This is a genomic window from Noviherbaspirillum sp. (assembly GCF_035654295.1).
In the GTDB taxonomy this organism is placed as follows: Bacteria; Pseudomonadota; Gammaproteobacteria; order Burkholderiales; family Burkholderiaceae_D; genus Noviherbaspirillum.
Genome location: NZ_DASRXF010000206.1, coordinates 1 through 15699 on the forward strand (window position 1 = coordinate 1; position 15699 = coordinate 15699).

At 63.4% G+C, this 15699-nt stretch carries 15 protein-coding genes; 6 read left to right on the forward strand and 9 right to left on the reverse strand.

Features of this window, described 5'->3' with window-relative positions; all coding sequences use genetic code 11:
* Together VFF99_RS19185 and VFF99_RS19190 are read right to left on the reverse strand one after the other, a co-directional pair.
* Nucleotides 1-2365: efflux RND transporter permease subunit (locus VFF99_RS19185; RefSeq protein ID WP_325020529.1), on the reverse strand; the 2365-nt coding region annotated here is incomplete at its 3' end.
* A complete protein-coding gene (locus VFF99_RS19190) occupies nt 2362-3483 on the reverse strand; it encodes an efflux RND transporter periplasmic adaptor subunit (protein ID WP_325020530.1) in 1122 nt (373 codons plus the stop codon). The genes VFF99_RS19190 and VFF99_RS19185, both read right to left, overlap by 4 nt.
* 201 nt (nt 3484-3684) lie before the next feature.
* Between VFF99_RS19190 and hpnC the strand changes: the two genes are divergently transcribed.
* The 3 genes from hpnC to hpnE are packed head-to-tail and all read left to right on the forward strand — an operon-like array spanning nt 3685 to nt 6717.
* Entirely contained in the window at nt 3685-4527 is an 843-nt protein-coding gene (gene hpnC / locus VFF99_RS19195) for a squalene synthase HpnC (RefSeq protein WP_325020531.1), read from the forward strand.
* Nucleotides 4528-4564: 37 nt separating this feature from the next.
* Nucleotides 4565-5398: a presqualene diphosphate synthase HpnD gene (gene hpnD, locus VFF99_RS19200; RefSeq protein WP_325020532.1), complete on the forward strand. Its 834-nt coding sequence runs from the start codon at nt 4565-4567 to the stop codon at nt 5396-5398.
* The gene (gene hpnE / locus VFF99_RS19205) at nt 5395-6717 is read left to right on the forward strand and encodes a hydroxysqualene dehydroxylase HpnE (RefSeq protein WP_325020533.1); all 1323 of its coding nucleotides are present in this window, start codon (nt 5395-5397) and stop codon (nt 6715-6717) included. Before hpnD ends, hpnE begins: the two co-directional genes overlap by 4 nt.
* An 8-nt stretch (nt 6718-6725) precedes the next feature.
* Here hpnE and radA read toward each other — a convergent pair whose 3' ends face one another.
* Nucleotides 6726-8096, reverse strand: coding sequence for a DNA repair protein RadA (gene radA / locus VFF99_RS19210; RefSeq protein ID WP_325020534.1), 1371 nt, complete (start codon nt 8094-8096; stop codon nt 6726-6728).
* A gap of 2 nt (nt 8097-8098) precedes the next feature.
* Nucleotides 8099-9175 carry an alanine racemase gene (gene alr / locus VFF99_RS19215; protein ID WP_325020535.1) on the reverse strand — a complete coding sequence of 359 codons (1077 nt, stop codon included), beginning with the start codon at nt 9173-9175 and terminating at the stop codon, nt 8099-8101.
* Nucleotides 9176-9327: 152 nt separating this feature from the next.
* Between alr and lplT the strand changes: the two genes are divergently transcribed.
* Nucleotides 9328-10590, forward strand: coding sequence for a lysophospholipid transporter LplT (lplT, locus tag VFF99_RS19220; protein WP_325020536.1), 1263 nt, complete (start codon nt 9328-9330; stop codon nt 10588-10590).
* Here lplT and VFF99_RS19225 read toward each other — a convergent pair.
* From VFF99_RS19225 to tsaB, 4 genes are read right to left on the reverse strand one after another with little or no spacing between them, the layout of a single operon-like run.
* A complete protein-coding gene (locus VFF99_RS19225; protein ID WP_325020537.1) occupies nt 10587-11558 on the reverse strand; it encodes a DUF1853 family protein in 972 nt (323 codons plus the stop codon). The two genes, lplT and VFF99_RS19225, sit on opposite strands and share 4 nt — an antisense overlap.
* On the reverse strand, nt 11545-12264 hold the full coding sequence (locus VFF99_RS19230; RefSeq protein WP_414691559.1) for a uracil-DNA glycosylase: 720 nt from the start codon (nt 12262-12264) through the stop codon (nt 11545-11547). Before VFF99_RS19230 ends, VFF99_RS19225 begins: the two co-directional genes overlap by 14 nt.
* Before the next feature lie 32 nt (nt 12265-12296).
* A complete protein-coding gene (gene rimI / locus VFF99_RS19235) occupies nt 12297-12788 on the reverse strand; it encodes a ribosomal protein S18-alanine N-acetyltransferase (protein WP_325020539.1) in 492 nt (163 codons plus the stop codon).
* On the reverse strand, nt 12785-13465 hold the full coding sequence (gene tsaB, locus VFF99_RS19240; RefSeq protein ID WP_325020540.1) for a tRNA (adenosine(37)-N6)-threonylcarbamoyltransferase complex dimerization subunit type 1 TsaB: 681 nt from the start codon (nt 13463-13465) through the stop codon (nt 12785-12787). The genes rimI and tsaB overlap by 4 nt, the downstream gene beginning before the upstream one ends.
* A gap of 80 nt (nt 13466-13545) precedes the next feature.
* Here tsaB and VFF99_RS19245 point away from each other — a divergent pair, with 80 nt between their 5' ends.
* Nucleotides 13546-13743, forward strand: a complete 198-nt coding sequence (locus VFF99_RS19245; protein WP_325020541.1) for a YjfB family protein — start codon at nt 13546-13548, stop codon at nt 13741-13743.
* Nucleotides 13744-13822: 79 nt separating this feature from the next.
* Entirely contained in the window at nt 13823-14257 is a 435-nt protein-coding gene (locus VFF99_RS19250; protein WP_325020542.1) for a thioredoxin family protein, read from the forward strand.
* A gap of 1 nt (nt 14258) precedes the next feature.
* Here VFF99_RS19250 and VFF99_RS19255 read toward each other — a convergent pair.
* Nucleotides 14259-15699, reverse strand: a 1441-nt coding sequence (locus VFF99_RS19255; protein ID WP_325020543.1) for a xanthine dehydrogenase family protein molybdopterin-binding subunit, incomplete at its 5' end; no start/stop codon positions are given.

Genomic DNA, 15699 nt, shown 5'->3' on the forward strand with positions numbered 1-15699 from the left:
CGCTTGCCGTCTGGATGTTGGCCTCGTTCAGCGCGGCGATCGTCGAACGCTCCTCGACCGGCTGGCGCATCACGATATCGATCAACTTGTTGTTGTCGCGGAACTGGCCGATCGTCGTCCCCGTGAGGATAGTGTTCGCCGCACGCATCACCGTTTGCGAACTGATGCCGAGCGCGCGCAGCTTGTCCTGATCGAGGTCCAGGCGCAAGACCTTGACCGACTCGTTCCAGTTGTCGTTCACGCCCACCGTATTCGGGTTGGCGCGCATGATTTCCTTCACCTGGTCGGCGATCGCGCGCACCTTCGGCACCTCGAAACCGGAGACGCGGAACTGCACCGGATATGGGACCGGCGGTCCGTTGGGCAGCAGCTTGACGCGGCCGCGCACCTCGGGGAAATCGTTCTTGAATGCGTCGACGATTTTCAGGCGCAAGGTCTCGCGCGACTTCAGATCCTTGGGCAATACGACGAGCTGCGTCACATTACTCTGCGGGAAAATCTGGTCGAGCGGCAGGTAGAAACGCGGGCTGCCTGTGCCGACATAGGTCGTCACGCTTTCCACGCCGTCCTGCTTGCGGATGAAGGCTTCGAACTTCTTCGCCTGCGCCTCGGTCGCGGAGAACGCACTTCCCTCCGGCATCCACAGCTCGACCATCAGCTCGGGGCGGCTGGAGTCGGGGAAGAATTGCTGCTCGATGAAGCGGAAGCCGAACACCCCCAGTGCAAAGCTGGCAAGCGTCAGCAGGATCGTCGTCTTGCGCCACTCGACGCACCAATTCACGATCGCGCGGAAGCGGACGTAGAACGGTCCGTCGAACAGTTCGTGGTGGCCGTCGGCGTTGGCGGCCGGCTTGACCTTCAACAGCACATAGCCGATGTAAGGCGTAAACAGCACGGCAACGAACCAGGAGATGATCAGTGCAAGCGCGTTCACCGAGAACATCGAGAACGTGTATTCCCCCGCCGCCGATTTCGCCAGGCCGATCGGAAGGAAGCCGGCCGCGGTGATCAGCGTGCCTGTCAGCATCGGCATCGCCGTCGAGGTGTAGGCGAAGGTGGCGGCATCGAAGCGGGAAAAGCCCTCTTCCATCTTCCGCACCATCATTTCCACTGCAATGATGGCATCGTCCACCAGCAGGCCGAGCGCGATGATGAGCGCACCCAGCGAAATCTTGTGCAGGTCGATGCTGAAAATGCTCATGAACAGGAAGGTCACCGCGAGCACCAGCGGGATGGTGAGCGCCACCACCAGTCCGGGCCGCACATCCAGCCGGAACGGTTTGGTATGGAGGCCGAGCGAGAGGAAGCTGACCGCCAGCACGATGAGCACCGCTTCGGCGAGCGTCTTCAGGAATTCGTTGACCGAGGAAGCCACCGCCTGAGGCTGGTCGGAGACGCGCTCCAGTTCAATACCGACCGGCAGTTTCTCCTTGATGCCGGAGACGGTAGCGTCGAGGTTGCGCCCCATCTTGATGATGTCGCCACCCTTCTCCATCGAGATGCCGAGGCCGATCACTTCCTTGCCGTTGTAGCGCATCTTGTCCTGCGGCGGGTCCTTGTACTCGCGCCGCACCGAGGCGAAATCGCCGAGGCGGAACATGGCATTGCCCGCGCGCAGTTCGAGGTTTTCCAGGTCCTTGACCGAGTACATGGCGCCGGTCACACGCACCTGCAGGTTGTCCGTGGGGGTGACGAGCACGCCCGTCGATTCGACCGCGTTCTGCGCATTCAGCTGCTGAACGACCGATTCGAAGGGAATGCCGAGCTGCGCGAACTTCTTGTGCGAGAACTCGATATGAATCTTTTCATCCTGCACGCCGAACAGTTCGACCTTCGAGACCGACGGCACCTTCAGCATCTGCTGGCGCACGAAGTCGGCGTAATCCTTGACCTCGGCATAGGAAAAACCGTCGCCCGACAGCGCGAAGATGGAGCCGTAGGTATCGCCGAACTCATCGTTGAAGAACGGGCCGACGACGCCCGCAGGCAGCGTGCCGCGAATATCGCCGATCTTCTTGCGGACCTGGTACCAGGCGCCCGGCGTTTCCTTGGGCGGCGTCGATTCGCGCAGCTGCAGGATGATGAGCGTTTCGCCCGGCTTGGAGTAGCTGCGGATCTTGTCGATGTAAGGCGTTTCCTGCAGCTTCTTTTCGAGCTTGTCGGTCACCTGGTCGGCCATCTGGAGCGCCGTGGCGCCGGGCCAGAACGCGCGCACCACCATGGCACGGAAGGTAAACGGCGGGTCCTCGTCCTGCCCCAGCCTGCCGTAGCTGAGCACGCCGCCGATCAGCAGGGCGACGATCAGGTAACGCGTGAGGGGAATGTGTTCAAGTGCCCAGCGCGAGAGGTTGAAACCAGACCTCATTTCGCGCCCCCGGCGGCAGTGCGCACGGCATTGGCCCCCGTTGCGCTATCAGCCCTTTGCGTTTGCTCCTCGCCGAGGATGTTGACCTTCTGTCCAGGCTTGAGGAGGTTGACGCCCGCCGTCACGATCGTCTGCCCCGGCGCGATGCCGCCCGCGACCAGGATGTCATTGCCGGCAGAGCCCGCGACCTGCACCGGGACCAGTTTCACCCCGCCGTTTTCCACCACCCAGACGGAAGTGGCGCCCTTGTTATTGAACAGTGCCGTCAGCGGCAGCCTGATCATCGCGTTCTGCGATTTCGCCGCGAAGGTCACATAGGCGGTCATCCCCAGCTTGATGCCTTCCGGCGCATTGGGAATGGATACTTTCGCCGTATAGGTACGCGTGGCCGGGTCGGCCACCGGCGACATCTCGCGCAGCTTGCCCGGGATGATCTCGTTCGGGTTTGCCCAGGTACGCACTTTCACGTCCGACACCTTGCGCAGCGCATCGACCTTGTCTTCGGGGATGCCGATAACGATTTCCTTTTCACCCGCCTGCGCCACGCGCACCACCGGTGTGCCCGCAGCCACGACCTGTCCGACTTCCGCATCCACGCTCGTCACGACGCCATCGACGTCCGCCACCAGGCTCGTGTAACCGGCCTGGTTCGACTGGTTGCGGAAAGCGGCCTGCGCCTGCTCGAAGCTGGCCTGGGCCGCCTTGAAGGCGGTTTCCTTGCTATCCAGTACCGCCTGGCTGACGAAATTTTTCTCGCGCAATTCCTGGTAACGCTTCAATTCGGCTTTCGCCAGGTCGCGGTTGCTCTCGGCAGCCTTCAGACCCGCATTGGCCTGCGCCTGCGCCAGCTTCAGGTCCTGCGGATCGAGTTGCATCAACAACTGTCCGCGCTTGACCTGCGTGCCGACGTCCACCTTGCGGGAAACGATCTTGCCGCCTACCCGGAAGCCGAGGCGCGATTCCACGCGCGCCCTCACCTCGCCGGGAAATTGGGCCACCGTATCGACGTTGTCCGCTGCCAGCTTGACGGCGCGGACCGGACGGATTTCCTCGGCCTTTTCGACCGGCTTGGAACAGCCGGCCAGCGCCAGGACTGCACCGAAAGACAATACGGCCAAGGCGCGACGCCTGGACAAAGACTCGGTCGGACGACCATGAATGATCGAAGTGGCCACGGTTTTTCCTTTACTATTCGGACTGAAATTGCACGTCCCGGGATATTGCTCAACTGCAATCAATTTAAATGACTGACCAGTTAGTAATTATAAGCACGGGCTAAGCCGTTTGCATACGGGTTTTTGATTATTGATAGAAAAGCAATGCCGGTCGAGCATTATGAAAATTTCCCGGTCGCCTCCTTCCTCCTCCCGGCCCGCTTGCGGCCTGCGGTGGAGGCGATCTACGCCTTTGCACGCAGCGCGGATGACATCGCCGATGAAGGGGATGCCTCGCCGGAAGCAAGGCTGGCTGCGCTTTCCGCCTACGAAGCGGCTCTCGACCGGATCGAAGCCGGCGTCCCGATGGAGGATCGCATCTTTGCCAACATTGCCGAAACGGCAAGGCGCCACGCACTGAAATTACAACCGCTGCGCGACCTCCTCTCTGCCTTCAAGCAGGACGTGGTCACGACCCGGTACCAAAAATTAGAAGAACTGCTCGACTACTGCCGCCGCTCGGCCAACCCGGTCGGGCGCCTGATGCTGGCTTTATACGGCGCGGGCACCGCGCGCAACACTGCCGACGCCGATGCCATCTGCACCGCTTTGCAGCTGATCAACTTTTGGCAGGACGTCGGCATCGACTGGAAAAAGCAGCGCATCTATCTTCCGCAGGAAGACATGGCACATTTCGGCGTCACGGAGTCGCATATTGCCGAAGCGCGGGTCGACGATGCGTGGCGAGGGCTGATGCGCTTCGAGGTAGACCGGGCGCGGGCGATGATGCTTTCCGGCGCGCCGCTTGCCGTCCGCCTGCCGGGCCGTATCGGCTGGGAACTGCGCCTCGTGGTGCAAGGCGGGCTGCGCATCCTCGAACGCATCGAGGCCGCGGACTACGACGTCTTCCGTCGCCGGCCGGCGCTCGGTCCGGCCGACTGGCTGCGCATGGCGGGTCGAGCTGCCGGGATGAAAATCCGTTTGTCGCGCACCGCGCAACTCGGCTAGCATTACGGCTTCTTATCAGTCCAGCCCCCATCCTTTCATGTCTCCGGACGAATACTGCCAACAAAAAGCCGTACAAAGCGGCTCCAGCTTCTACTACAGCTTCCTGTTCCTGCCCCCGGAAAGGCGGCGTGCGATCACGGCGCTGTATGCCTTCTGCCGCGAGGTCGACGACACGGTGGACGAATGCACCGACCCGACGGTCGCGCGCAACAAGCTGATGTGGTGGCGCAAGGAGATCAAGGCCATGCTCGACGGCACGCCTTCGCATCCGGTCACGCAAGCCTTGCAGCCGCACGTCCCGGCATACGCGCTCGACGGCAAGCATCTGCTGGCCATCATCGACGGCATGGAGATGGACCTCGACCAGACGCGCTACCTCGACTACAAGGGCTTGCAGAAGTATTGCTGGCATGTGGCCAGCGTCGTCGGCATCCTGTCGGCCAGCATCTTCGGCGCCACGCGTCCGGAGACGCTGCAATATGCGGAGAAGCTCGGCCTCGCCTTCCAGCTGACCAACATCATTCGCGATGTGGGCGAGGATGCGCGCAAGGGGCGCATCTACCTCCCGGTCAATGAACTGCAGCAGTTCAATGTGACCGCCGCCGACATCCTGAATGCGCGGCACAGCGAGAATTTCGAAAAGCTCATGCGTTTCCAGGCCGAACGCGCGCGCAGCGTCTATGCGGAAGCCTTCGCGCTGCTGCCGAAGGCGGACCGGAGGGCGCAGCGCCCGGGCCTGATGATGGCCGCAATCTACGGCGCGCTGCTCGAAGAGATCGAGCGCGACCGCTTCCAGGTCCTGAATCAGAAAATTTCGCTCACGCCGATCCGCAAGCTGTGGCTGGCGTGGAAGACCTACGTGCGCGGATGATGCGCAAGGTCGCGGTCATCGGCGGCGGCTGGGCCGGGTGTGCAGCCGGCGTGGAACTGGCGTCGACGGGCGCCGCGGTCACGCTGTTCGAATCAGCCCGCACGCTCGGCGGACGGGCGCGCGTCGTGGACATCGACGGCAGGCAGCTCGACAACGGCCAGCATATCCTGCTCGGTGCCTACAGCGAATCGCTGCGCCTGATGGAGACTGTCGGTCTCGCTGCCGACGAGGTCATGCTGCGCCTGCCGCTGCAGATGCGCTACCCTGCCGGCACCGGAATGGATTTCGTCACGCCGCGGCTGCCCGCGCCGCTGCACATGCTGGCCGGACTGCTGCGCGCTTCCGGGCTCGATCGCACCGACAAGCTTGCCCTCGCCCGCTTTTCCACCACTGCGAGGTGGATGGACTGGACCTTGTACCAGGACTGCAGCGTGAGCGAACTGCTCGACCGCTACGACCAGACCGAGCGCCTGACGCGCCTCATGTGGCGGCCGCTGTGCGTCGCCGCACTGAACACCCCTCCCGAACGCGCATCGGCGCAAGTGTTCCTGCATGTATTACGCGACAGCCTCGGCGCCCGCCGCGCGGCATCGGACATGCTTATCCCGCGCGTCGACCTGACTGCCCTGTTCCCCCAGCATGCCGGCGCCTTCATTGAAGGGCATGGCGGCACGCTGCGTCTCGGTGCGCAAGTGCGGCGGCTGGTGCGGGAAGACGCGTATTGGCGTCTCGAGATGAACGGTGCACCGCAGGCCGGCGAACGCTTTGACGCGGTGGTGATCGCCACGCCGCCGGGCAACGCCGCCTCACTGCTCGAGGGGCATGCGGAAATCCCCTCCCTGTCCGCATTCGACTACGAACCGATCACCACTTGCTATCTGCAGTACGAGCAGGGCCTGGCGCTCGATCATGCCTTCTTTGCCCTGGTTGATAATCCGGAACATGGGGAATGGGGCCAGTTCGTGTTCGACCGGGGTCGACTCGATCCCGCGCGCAGTGGATTGCTTGCCGTCGTTGTCAGCGCTTCGCGCGAGGCCATCACGCCCGGCCACGACACGCTTGCCGCGTCACTCGCAGCCCATCTGGCGAAGGCATTCCGCCGCCCCGAACTGATGCATCCGCTGTGGAGCAAGATCATTACCGAGAAGCGTGGGACCTTTTCCTGCCGTCCCTCTCTATCCCGGCCCGCGAACGACACCGGCATCAGCGGCCTCGCGCTTGCCGGCGATTACACCGCCTGCGACTACCCGGCGACATTGGAATCGGCAACGCGCAGCGGTGTGCAGGCCGCGCGCATCGTCCTCGACGCGCGCTCTTAATTTCCCGCTCAGTCCAGCTCGCGCAAGCGGTTCAGCGCTTCGTCGATGCGCTCGACGCCGATCACGTTCAAGCCTTCGATCTTTTGTTTCGGTGCGTTGGACTTGGGAATCAGCGCGATCGAAAAGCCGAGCTTTGCCGCTTCGCGCAGCCGCTCCTGCCCGCGCGGCGCGGGACGGATCTCGCCGGCAAGGCCCACTTCACCGAACACCACCAGCCCGCGCGGCAGCGGCTTGTTGCGCATCGACGAATGGATGGCGAGCAGTACCGCGAGGTCGGCCGCCGGCTCGGTGATCTTCACGCCGCCGACGGCATTGATGAACACGTCCTGGTCGAACACGGCGATGGAAGCATGCCGGTGCAGCACAGCGAGCAGCATGGCCAGGCGGTTCTGCTCCAGGCCCACCGACAACCGGCGCGCGTTCGGCACATGCGAGGTATCGACCAGGGCCTGGATTTCCACCAGCAATGGCCGCGTGCCTTCCTGGGTCACCATCACGCAGGAACCCGGCACCTGGCTGTCGTGTTGCGACAGGAACAGCGCAGAAGGATTGGATACGCCCTTGAGTCCCTTCTCCGTCATGGCAAACACGCCAAGCTCGTTCACCGCGCCGAAGCGGTTCTTGAATGCGCGCACCAGGCGGAAGCTGGAATGCGTGTCGCCCTCGAAGTACAGCACGGTGTCGACGATGTGCTCCAGCACGCGCGGCCCGGCCAGCGCGCCTTCTTTCGTGACATGTCCCACCATGATGATGGTGATGCCCGACTGCTTGGCTACGCGCGTCAGTTGCGCCGCGCATTCGCGCACCTGTGCGACGGAACCGGGGGCGGAAGTCAGCGCATCGGAATAGATGGTCTGGATGGAATCGATGACGGCAACCTGGGGCTTGTGCTCGGCCAGGGTGTTGAGGATCTTTTCAAGCTGGATCTCGGCCTGGAGCTGCAACTCCTTCGCATCGATGGCGAGGCGCTTGGCGCGCAGCGCGATCTGCGCGCCGGACTCTTCGCCGCTGACGTACAACACCTTTTTCAGTTTCGCCATGTTCGCCAGCGCCTGCAGCAGCAGCGTCGACTTGCCGATACCCGGATCGCCGCCGATCAGTACGACGCCGCCGGCCACCAGCCCGCCACCCAGCACGCGGTCGAATTCATCGATGCCGGTGCCAAAGCGCGGCACATCGATGGCTTCGATGTCGGCCAGGCTGAGCACCGGCGCCGATTGCGCAAGTCCCTGGTACTGCCCCGAGAAACGGTTGCCGCCGGTCTCGACGACGGTTTCCACCAGCGTGTTCCACTGGCCGCACGACGGGCACTGGCCGGCCCACTTGTTGACGACGCCGCCGCACTCGGTACAGGTGTAATTGGTTTTCTGTTTTGCCATGTTTACTCTTCGACCACCCGCACGCGCGGCGCGAGTGCGCACATCAATTCATACCCGATGGTTCCCGCCGCTGCGGCAACCTCGTCGATGGGCAACGCATTGCCCCACAGCTCCACTTTGCTGCCGACCCGCGCGCCGGGCACGTCGCTCAGGTCCACCGTGATCATGTCCATCGACACACGGCCGACAAGCGAAGTGCGGTGCCCGTCGACAATCACCGGCGTACCGCTGGGCGCATGGCGCGGATAGCCGTCCGCGTAGCCGCAGGCGACGACGCCGATCGTCATCGGCTTGTCGGCGATGAAACGGCTGCCGTACCCGATCGCGGCGCCCGCCTCGATGCGCTGCATGCCGATGATCTCGCTTGCCAGCGTCATCGCCGGTTTCAGTCCGAACCCCTGCGCAGTGTTGCCGCCCGGAGTGCTGCCGTAGAGCATGATGCCGGGGCGCACCCAGTCGCATGCGAGTTCGGGATGCGTCAGCACCGCTGCCGAATTGGCAAGACTGCGGTTGCCGGGCACGCCTTCAACCGCGGCCGTGAAACGGCGCACCTGTTCCGACAGCGGCATGCCGGCGTTGACCGGGTCGTCCGCATTGGCGAAGTGCGTCATGAGCGTGATGCTGCGCACCGCAGGAATCGCCTGCAACCTTCCATGCGCCGCACGGAAGGCGCCTGCTTCGAATCCCAGGCGGTTCATTCCGCTGTTGAGTTTCAGGTGCACATCGACCGGCGCGGCAAGACTTGTCTTTTCGAGCATGTCGATTTGCTCATTGCAGTGCACCGCGAACTGAATGCCATGCTGTGCGCACACCGGCAGGTCGTCCGCGTCGAAGAAGCCTTCGAGCAACAGGATCGGCTTGGTCCAGCCGTATTCGCGCAGCCGGATCGCGCCGTCGACTTCGATCAGTGCCAGTCCGTCGGCGGCGGCGAAGGCATTCACCGCCCGCCGGAGTCCGTGGCCGTAGGCATTGGCCTTGACGACGGCCCACACTTTGGCGCCGGGGGCATGAGATCTGGCAACAGCAAGATTGTGCTGCAAGGCAGCGAGATGAATGGTGGCGACGAGCGGTCTGGGCATGAAACGAATCGAAGAAACGAAGAAGCTTGAAGATCCTGCATTTTACCGGAGGCTTATATTCCGATGCGGAACAAATCCCCAGTCGCTCTATGTTTCTATGGTATAAAGCAAGCCGGAGACAATAGAGAGTTAATGGCTACTGCAATATGCGGATGAATCGCGGTTTCTACACCATCATGGCGGCGCAGTTTTTTTCGTCGCTTGCGGATAACGCACTGCTGATCGCGGCCATCGCACTATTAACAACAATGAAAGCCCCGGCGTGGATGACGCCGCTGCTCAAGTTGTTCTTCGTACTCTCCTACGTGCTGCTGGCCGCCTTCGTCGGCGCATTCGCCGACTCCATGCCGAAGGGCCGGGTCATGTTCATTACCAACATGATCAAGATCGGCGGCTGCGCGATGATGTTCATCGATGTGCATCCCCTGCTCGCCTACGCGGTGGTCGGCTTCGGCGCCGCGGCGTATTCTCCCGCCAAGTACGGCATCCTCACCGAATTGCTCCCGCCCGAAAAACTGGTCGCCGCCAACGGATGGATCGAAGGCCTGACCGTGATTTCCATTATTCTCGGCACCGTGATGGGCGGCGCGCTCGTCAATTCGAAAGTGTCGGCGATGCTGCTCGGCCTGGACTTCCCCGTCATCGACCTCGGCGTGGATACGGCGGCCGAGGCGGCGCTGTCGGTCATCATGGTCACCTATGTGCTGGCCGCCATGTTCAACCTGAAGATCCCCGACACCGGCGCGCGCTATCCGCACCAGGAACGCAACCCGATCCGGCTGGTGGCGGACTTCGCCGGCTGCTTCACGACGCTATGGAAGGACAAGCTGGGCCAGATCTCGCTCGCGGTCACGACATTGTTCTGGGGTGCCGGCGCGACGCTGCAATTCATTGTGCTCAAGTGGGCCGAGAAGTCGCTCAACATGCCGCTCGACAAGGCGGCGATCCTGCAAGGCGTTTTTGCGGTCGGCGTTGCCGGCGGGGCAACAGCAGCCGCCCGCTTCGTTCCGCTCAAGAAAGCCCTGACCGTGATGCCCTTGGGTGTTGGCATGGGGCTGATCGTGATCACCATGACCATGGTGCACACCGTCTGGCTGGCCTACGTGCTGCTGGTCCTGATCGGCGCGCTGGCAGGTTACTTCGTGGTGCCGATGAATGCTCTGCTGCAGCACCGGGGCCACGTCCTGCTCAGCGCGGGCCACTCGATTGCCGTCCAGAACTTCAACGAAAACCTGTCCGTGCTCACCATGCTGATGCTGTACGCGCTGATGGTGAAACTGAACCTGGACATTAATATCGTGATCGTCCTGTTCGGCCTCTTCGTCGCCGCGACGATGCTGCTGGCGATGAAAAAGCATGCCGCCAACCAGCGCGAGTTCGACTCGCTCGCGCTCATCGGCGAGCACAAGCATTAAGCCTCGTCAGTTGTCTCGCGCCTGACGCGGATCTCGGCCCTGCTGCGCCAGTCGTCGGGCACCACGAAGCCGCGGTCGGTCTCCAGCAGTACGCCGCCTTCCCGGCGCAGCAGGGCCACCAGCACGGGGGAAGAATTCGCGTGGAAATGCGCTTCCAGCTTCGCGCGCAATGCCTCTTTGTCCATCCCCTCGCCCCCAGCCAGTCTCGCAGGTGCAAGCCAGCTCAGGCGCGGCAGGATTGCATAGGCCTCGGCGTCAAGACCTTCCGTTTCTTGCAGCGCGCACCAGAATCCCCGGCAATGCGCGTGCGAGACACCTTGCGGGTGCTCTGCTTCCGGCGTTCTTCCTTGATAAAAAAGCCATCCCTTGACCAGGGCTTCGGCGGATGTGACCGGCATCGGCAGCAGCGTGGCGGCGGCCGGATGCTGCGATAGCGAGAGTTGCCGGTCCATGATCTTGCGCACCTTCACTCCGAGGGTATCGGCGAGGTTGGGGCCGACGAAATAGTCGGCGTGCCGTCCGCGTCCGCTGGACTCGAGAAGGTAGAGCTTGGTGGCGAACTCCCAATGCACGAGACCCTGGCCGCGCCTGAGGAGGAAGTCGAACTCGCCTACCGTTTCGTTCTTTTCCGTCCGGACCTGCACCCCGTGCGCGAACAGGTTTTCGCTGTGTTCGAGGTAACAGGCCATCAATTTTTCCGCGTAGCGGCCGAGCCGGGTCAGCGGCTGGATGGCAAGATAGTCATGCAGTGCCTGCGGATTGCGATCCAGTTCGCGCAGCCAGGTGATGTCGCGCTGGTCCAGCGGTCCGATGCTTGCGATTTTGCCCTGCCACTCCGCGGCAGCGGCGTCGAGCAGGTCCGGCGCATCCAGCAGCCACGCGAGCGTGCGGACATGCGGGTCGGTCAGGAAATTCCAGCGCTGATGGAAGTGTTCTTGATAGGTCTGCGGACCGTCAGGCGTTTGCATACGTCGTCGTCGCCAGGCACAAATCCGCCCACGCCTTCCGCTTGTCCGCCATGTTGCGTAATAGATAGGCCGGATGGTAGGTGACGATCAACGGCAGGCCGGCATAGCTGTACACCGTGCCGCGCAGCTTCGACACCGGCGTTTCGGGATCGAGCCCGAGCAGCGACAGCGCGGCAGTCTTTCCGAGCGCAACCAGGACCGTCGGCTGGATCAGGGCGATCTGGCGCTCGAGGTAAGGCATGCATGCCGCAACCTCCTCCGGCGCCGGCGGACGGTCGCGTCCAGTCTCGTCGGTGGGACGGCATTTGACGATGTTGGCGATGTAGGCATTCTCTCCACGCCTGAGCCCGATGGCGCGCAGCATGTTGTCGAGCAGCTTGCCCGCAGGACCGACGAAGGACTCGCCGGTCTGGTCCTCATTGCGCCCGGGGCCTTCGCCGATGAACAGCCACTTGGCCTTCTCGTCACCCACGCCAAAGACGGTCTTGGTCCGCCCGTTGCACAGTCCGCATTTCACGCATCCGGCCACGCTCGCCTTGAGCTGCGCCCAGTCCATCGTGGCCACGGCATTCTGCGTCGGTTCCACGAGCGCCACCGGAGCAAGCGTCTGCTCGGCGCGCACAACGACCGGTTCCTCCGCCGGTTCGATCGCTTCATGCGAGGGGGGTGGCACGTCGCGCCGCTGCCAGAGCGGGCCGATCCCCATTTCATCCAGGAAAACTGCGCGGCGTTCCAGTGTCATAACGCAAACCTCATTACGATGGCGTCCTCGCGCGTATTATCGGCCGCCGGGTAATACCCCTTGCGCACGCCGATCTGCGCGAATCCGTATTGCTTGTACACCGCCAGCGCGCGCTGGTTCGACGGGCGCACCTCGAGCAGGATCGAGGCCATGCCTTTGTCGCGCGACAGGGCCGCGACCTTGTCCAACTGCATGCGCCCCAAGCCCTTGCCGTGCAGGTCGCGCCGTACGCTGATGTTGAGGAGGTGCGCTTCGTCCACCGCCAGCATGACCAGGAAATAGCCGGCGAGCATGCCGGCGGGATCGCGCAAGGTCCAGGCTTCGTAGCCGCTGTAGAGCGAATCGAGGAAATTGCCGCGCGACCAGGGATGGGGATAGACATCGTTTTCGATGGCGAGCACGTCGGGCAGGTCGCTCACCTGCATGCGCGCAAACTGCAAGGAAGACAAGGCCGGCGACTCGGCCGCGACTTTGAAGAGGGCGCTCATGACGCCACCTTTGCCTGGCGTTCGGCGGTGGTCAGCGCGACCTTGTTGCGCAGGTAGATGGGCTGAGCCTCATGCGGTGCCACGCCGCGGCCGGCGGCAAGGTCAGTTTCCGCGAGCCGCGCGATCTGCGCAGCGTGCGGCATGATGTGCGGCCAGGTTTCCTTCCAGTTGCCGAAGGCGGATGCATAGGCCGCGAGGCCATTGCCGCACACGGCGGCGTCGCCCTGCATGACGACCGCGCCGGGCGCGGACAAAGCGGGTTCCGCCACGATCTCCCAGCCCTCGTTGTAACGATACTGCGCCCAGTACACCTCCTCCATGCGCGCATCGAGGACGGCCAGCACTTCACCGGCGCCCGACGTTTCACGGCACGCGGCCGCCATGGCGAGCAGGGTCACGACAGGAACGACAGGCAGGCCCGCGCCGTAGGCCAGGCCCTGCGCGACACCGCATGCCGTGCGCACGCCGGTGAACGAACCGGGGCCCGCGCCGAATGCGATCGCGCCGCAGGCGGTGAGCGGGATCCCGGCTTGTGCCAGCAGCGCTTGCACCATCGGCAATATGGTCTGCGAGTGGGTTTGCACGCCGGCCGCTTCATTGGAAATCAATTGTCCGCGATGCAACAAGGCGACCGAGGCAAGCTCGGAAGATGTGTCGATGGCAAGAATGGTAGGCATGGCCGTTATTTTACCGTGACGGCCACCCTAAATTGTGCCGTTTCACTGCCGTTAACAGCGGAACGACAGCGGAGGAATTCATGGAAGTCAAACAAATCGCCCAACTCGCAACGACTCTTGCGACGACGGCAACCAACCAAGCCATCGGCGTTGCGGTGATGAAGAAGGCAATGGATGTGCAGGCCAGCAGCGCGACCGCACTGCTTGAAGCCTTGCCGCCCGCCACCCCCGCCAACCTGCCCGCCCATCTCGGCCAGAACGTCAATACGACCGCCTGATCGGAAACCTTCACGACGGCAAGCGTCCGGACACGCCTTCCCTTACAATAGGCTCCCGTTCCCGATACGCTTGCCGCACATGCCCGCCAACTGCATCACGCTCGACAACGACAACCGCGCCCTGCTGGCCGAATGGCTCGCTCAGGATGCATGGCTCGTGGCGTGCCTGTGCGCCGCGTGGTGCGATACCTGCCGCGGCTACCGCAGCAGCTTCGACAAGCTGGCCGAACAGCATCCCGACAAGCGATTCGTGTGGATTGATATCGAAGACCAGGCGGATTTCATCGGCGATATCGACGTGGAAAATTTTCCCACTCTTCTCATCCAGCGCAGCGACGCAGTGGCCTTCTTCGGCACGGTGCTGCCTGACACAAAGATCGCCGACCGCCTGATCCAGGCACAGGCGGAAAAAAGCCTGGCCGCGCTGCGTGCGGAAGCCGCCGCTTCCCGCGAACGGGCGGAATGGCAGCGCACCTGCAACCTGCACGTCCGGTTGCAGGAAGCGGCGGACTGACTCAGGTAAGACGCAACGGCAGGCTGCGCAGGCGCTTGCCGGTCAATGCGAACACGGCGTTCGCCACCGCCGGCGCGATGGGCGGCGTGCCCGGTTCACCCACACCTTCCGGCGGCTCCGCATTCCGGATCACGATCGACTCCACATGCGGCGCCTGATTCATGCGCAGCACCGGGTAGTCGTGGAAATTCTGCTGCTCGACCTTGCCATCCTTGATCGTGACTTCGCCGAACAGCGCCGCGCTCAGGCCGAAGATCACACCTGATTCCATCTGCTGCGCAATGATGTTCGGATTGACGGCGAGCCCGCAATCGATCGCACAAATGACCTTGTGCACACGGATCTCCGTGCCTTCGACCGACACCTCGGCAACCTGCGCGACGATGGAGCCGAAGGAGCGATGCAGCGCGACGCCATGCGCGCGGCCCGCCGCCGGCTTGCCCGCCTTCGCCACCGCCGCATCGAGTACGGCGAGATGGCGCGGATGCGTCTTCAGGACGTCACGGCGGAATGCGACCGGGTCCTTGCCCGCCGCATGCGCAAGCTCATCGATGAAGCTTTCCTTGAAAAACGCGTTGTGGGAGTGGCCGACCGAACGCCAGTAACCGATCGGCACCGGGGTCGGCACCGTCACATGCGCGATCTTCTGGTGCGCGAATTCATAGGGCATGTCGAACGCCCCTTCGGCGGTCGTCTTGTCCGGCCCGGCCCCCATGAGGCCGAAAGTCCGTTCCATCACCTGGTGGGTGATCGCGCCGGACGCCATCTTGTTTTCATAGACAACGACATTCCCCTCGCCGTCCAGCGATGCGGAAAAGCGCGCGAGCGCGGCGGGACGGTAAAAGTCATGGGCGGTATCCTCTTCCCGGCTCCAGATCACTTGCACCGGCAGGCCGCCTGCCTGCGCCGCGATGGCCACGCCCTGCGCAATCATGTCGACTTCCAGCCGGCGGCCGAAGCCGCCGCCGATGTAGGTCACGTTCACCGTCACGTTTTCCGCGCCGGTCTTGGCCACGCGCGCCGCGGTATCGGCCGCGATGCTCGGCACCTGGGTCGAGGCCCACAGGATCACCTTGCCATCCTTGACCTGCGCCGTGCAATTGACCGGCTCCATCGTCGCGTGCGCGAGGAAGGGCGCGCGGTATTCAGCCTTGATGTGCTTGGCGGCGGCCGAACGCGGATCGGGTTCGCCGACCTCGTGATAGGTAAAGCCGGATTCGCTGTCCAGACGCTCGGCGAGTTCCTTGAACACGGCCGCCGACGACAAGCGGGCATTCGCCCCCTCGTTCCAGATGACCGGCAGCGCGGCAAGCGCCTGCCTGGCTTGCCAGTAAGACTTCGCAATCACTGCGACGCCTGCCATGCCCGGTGCCGCGTCGGAAAAATCCACCACGCGAACCACGCCCGGCATTCCCTTCACCGCGTCGGCATCGAACTTCTGC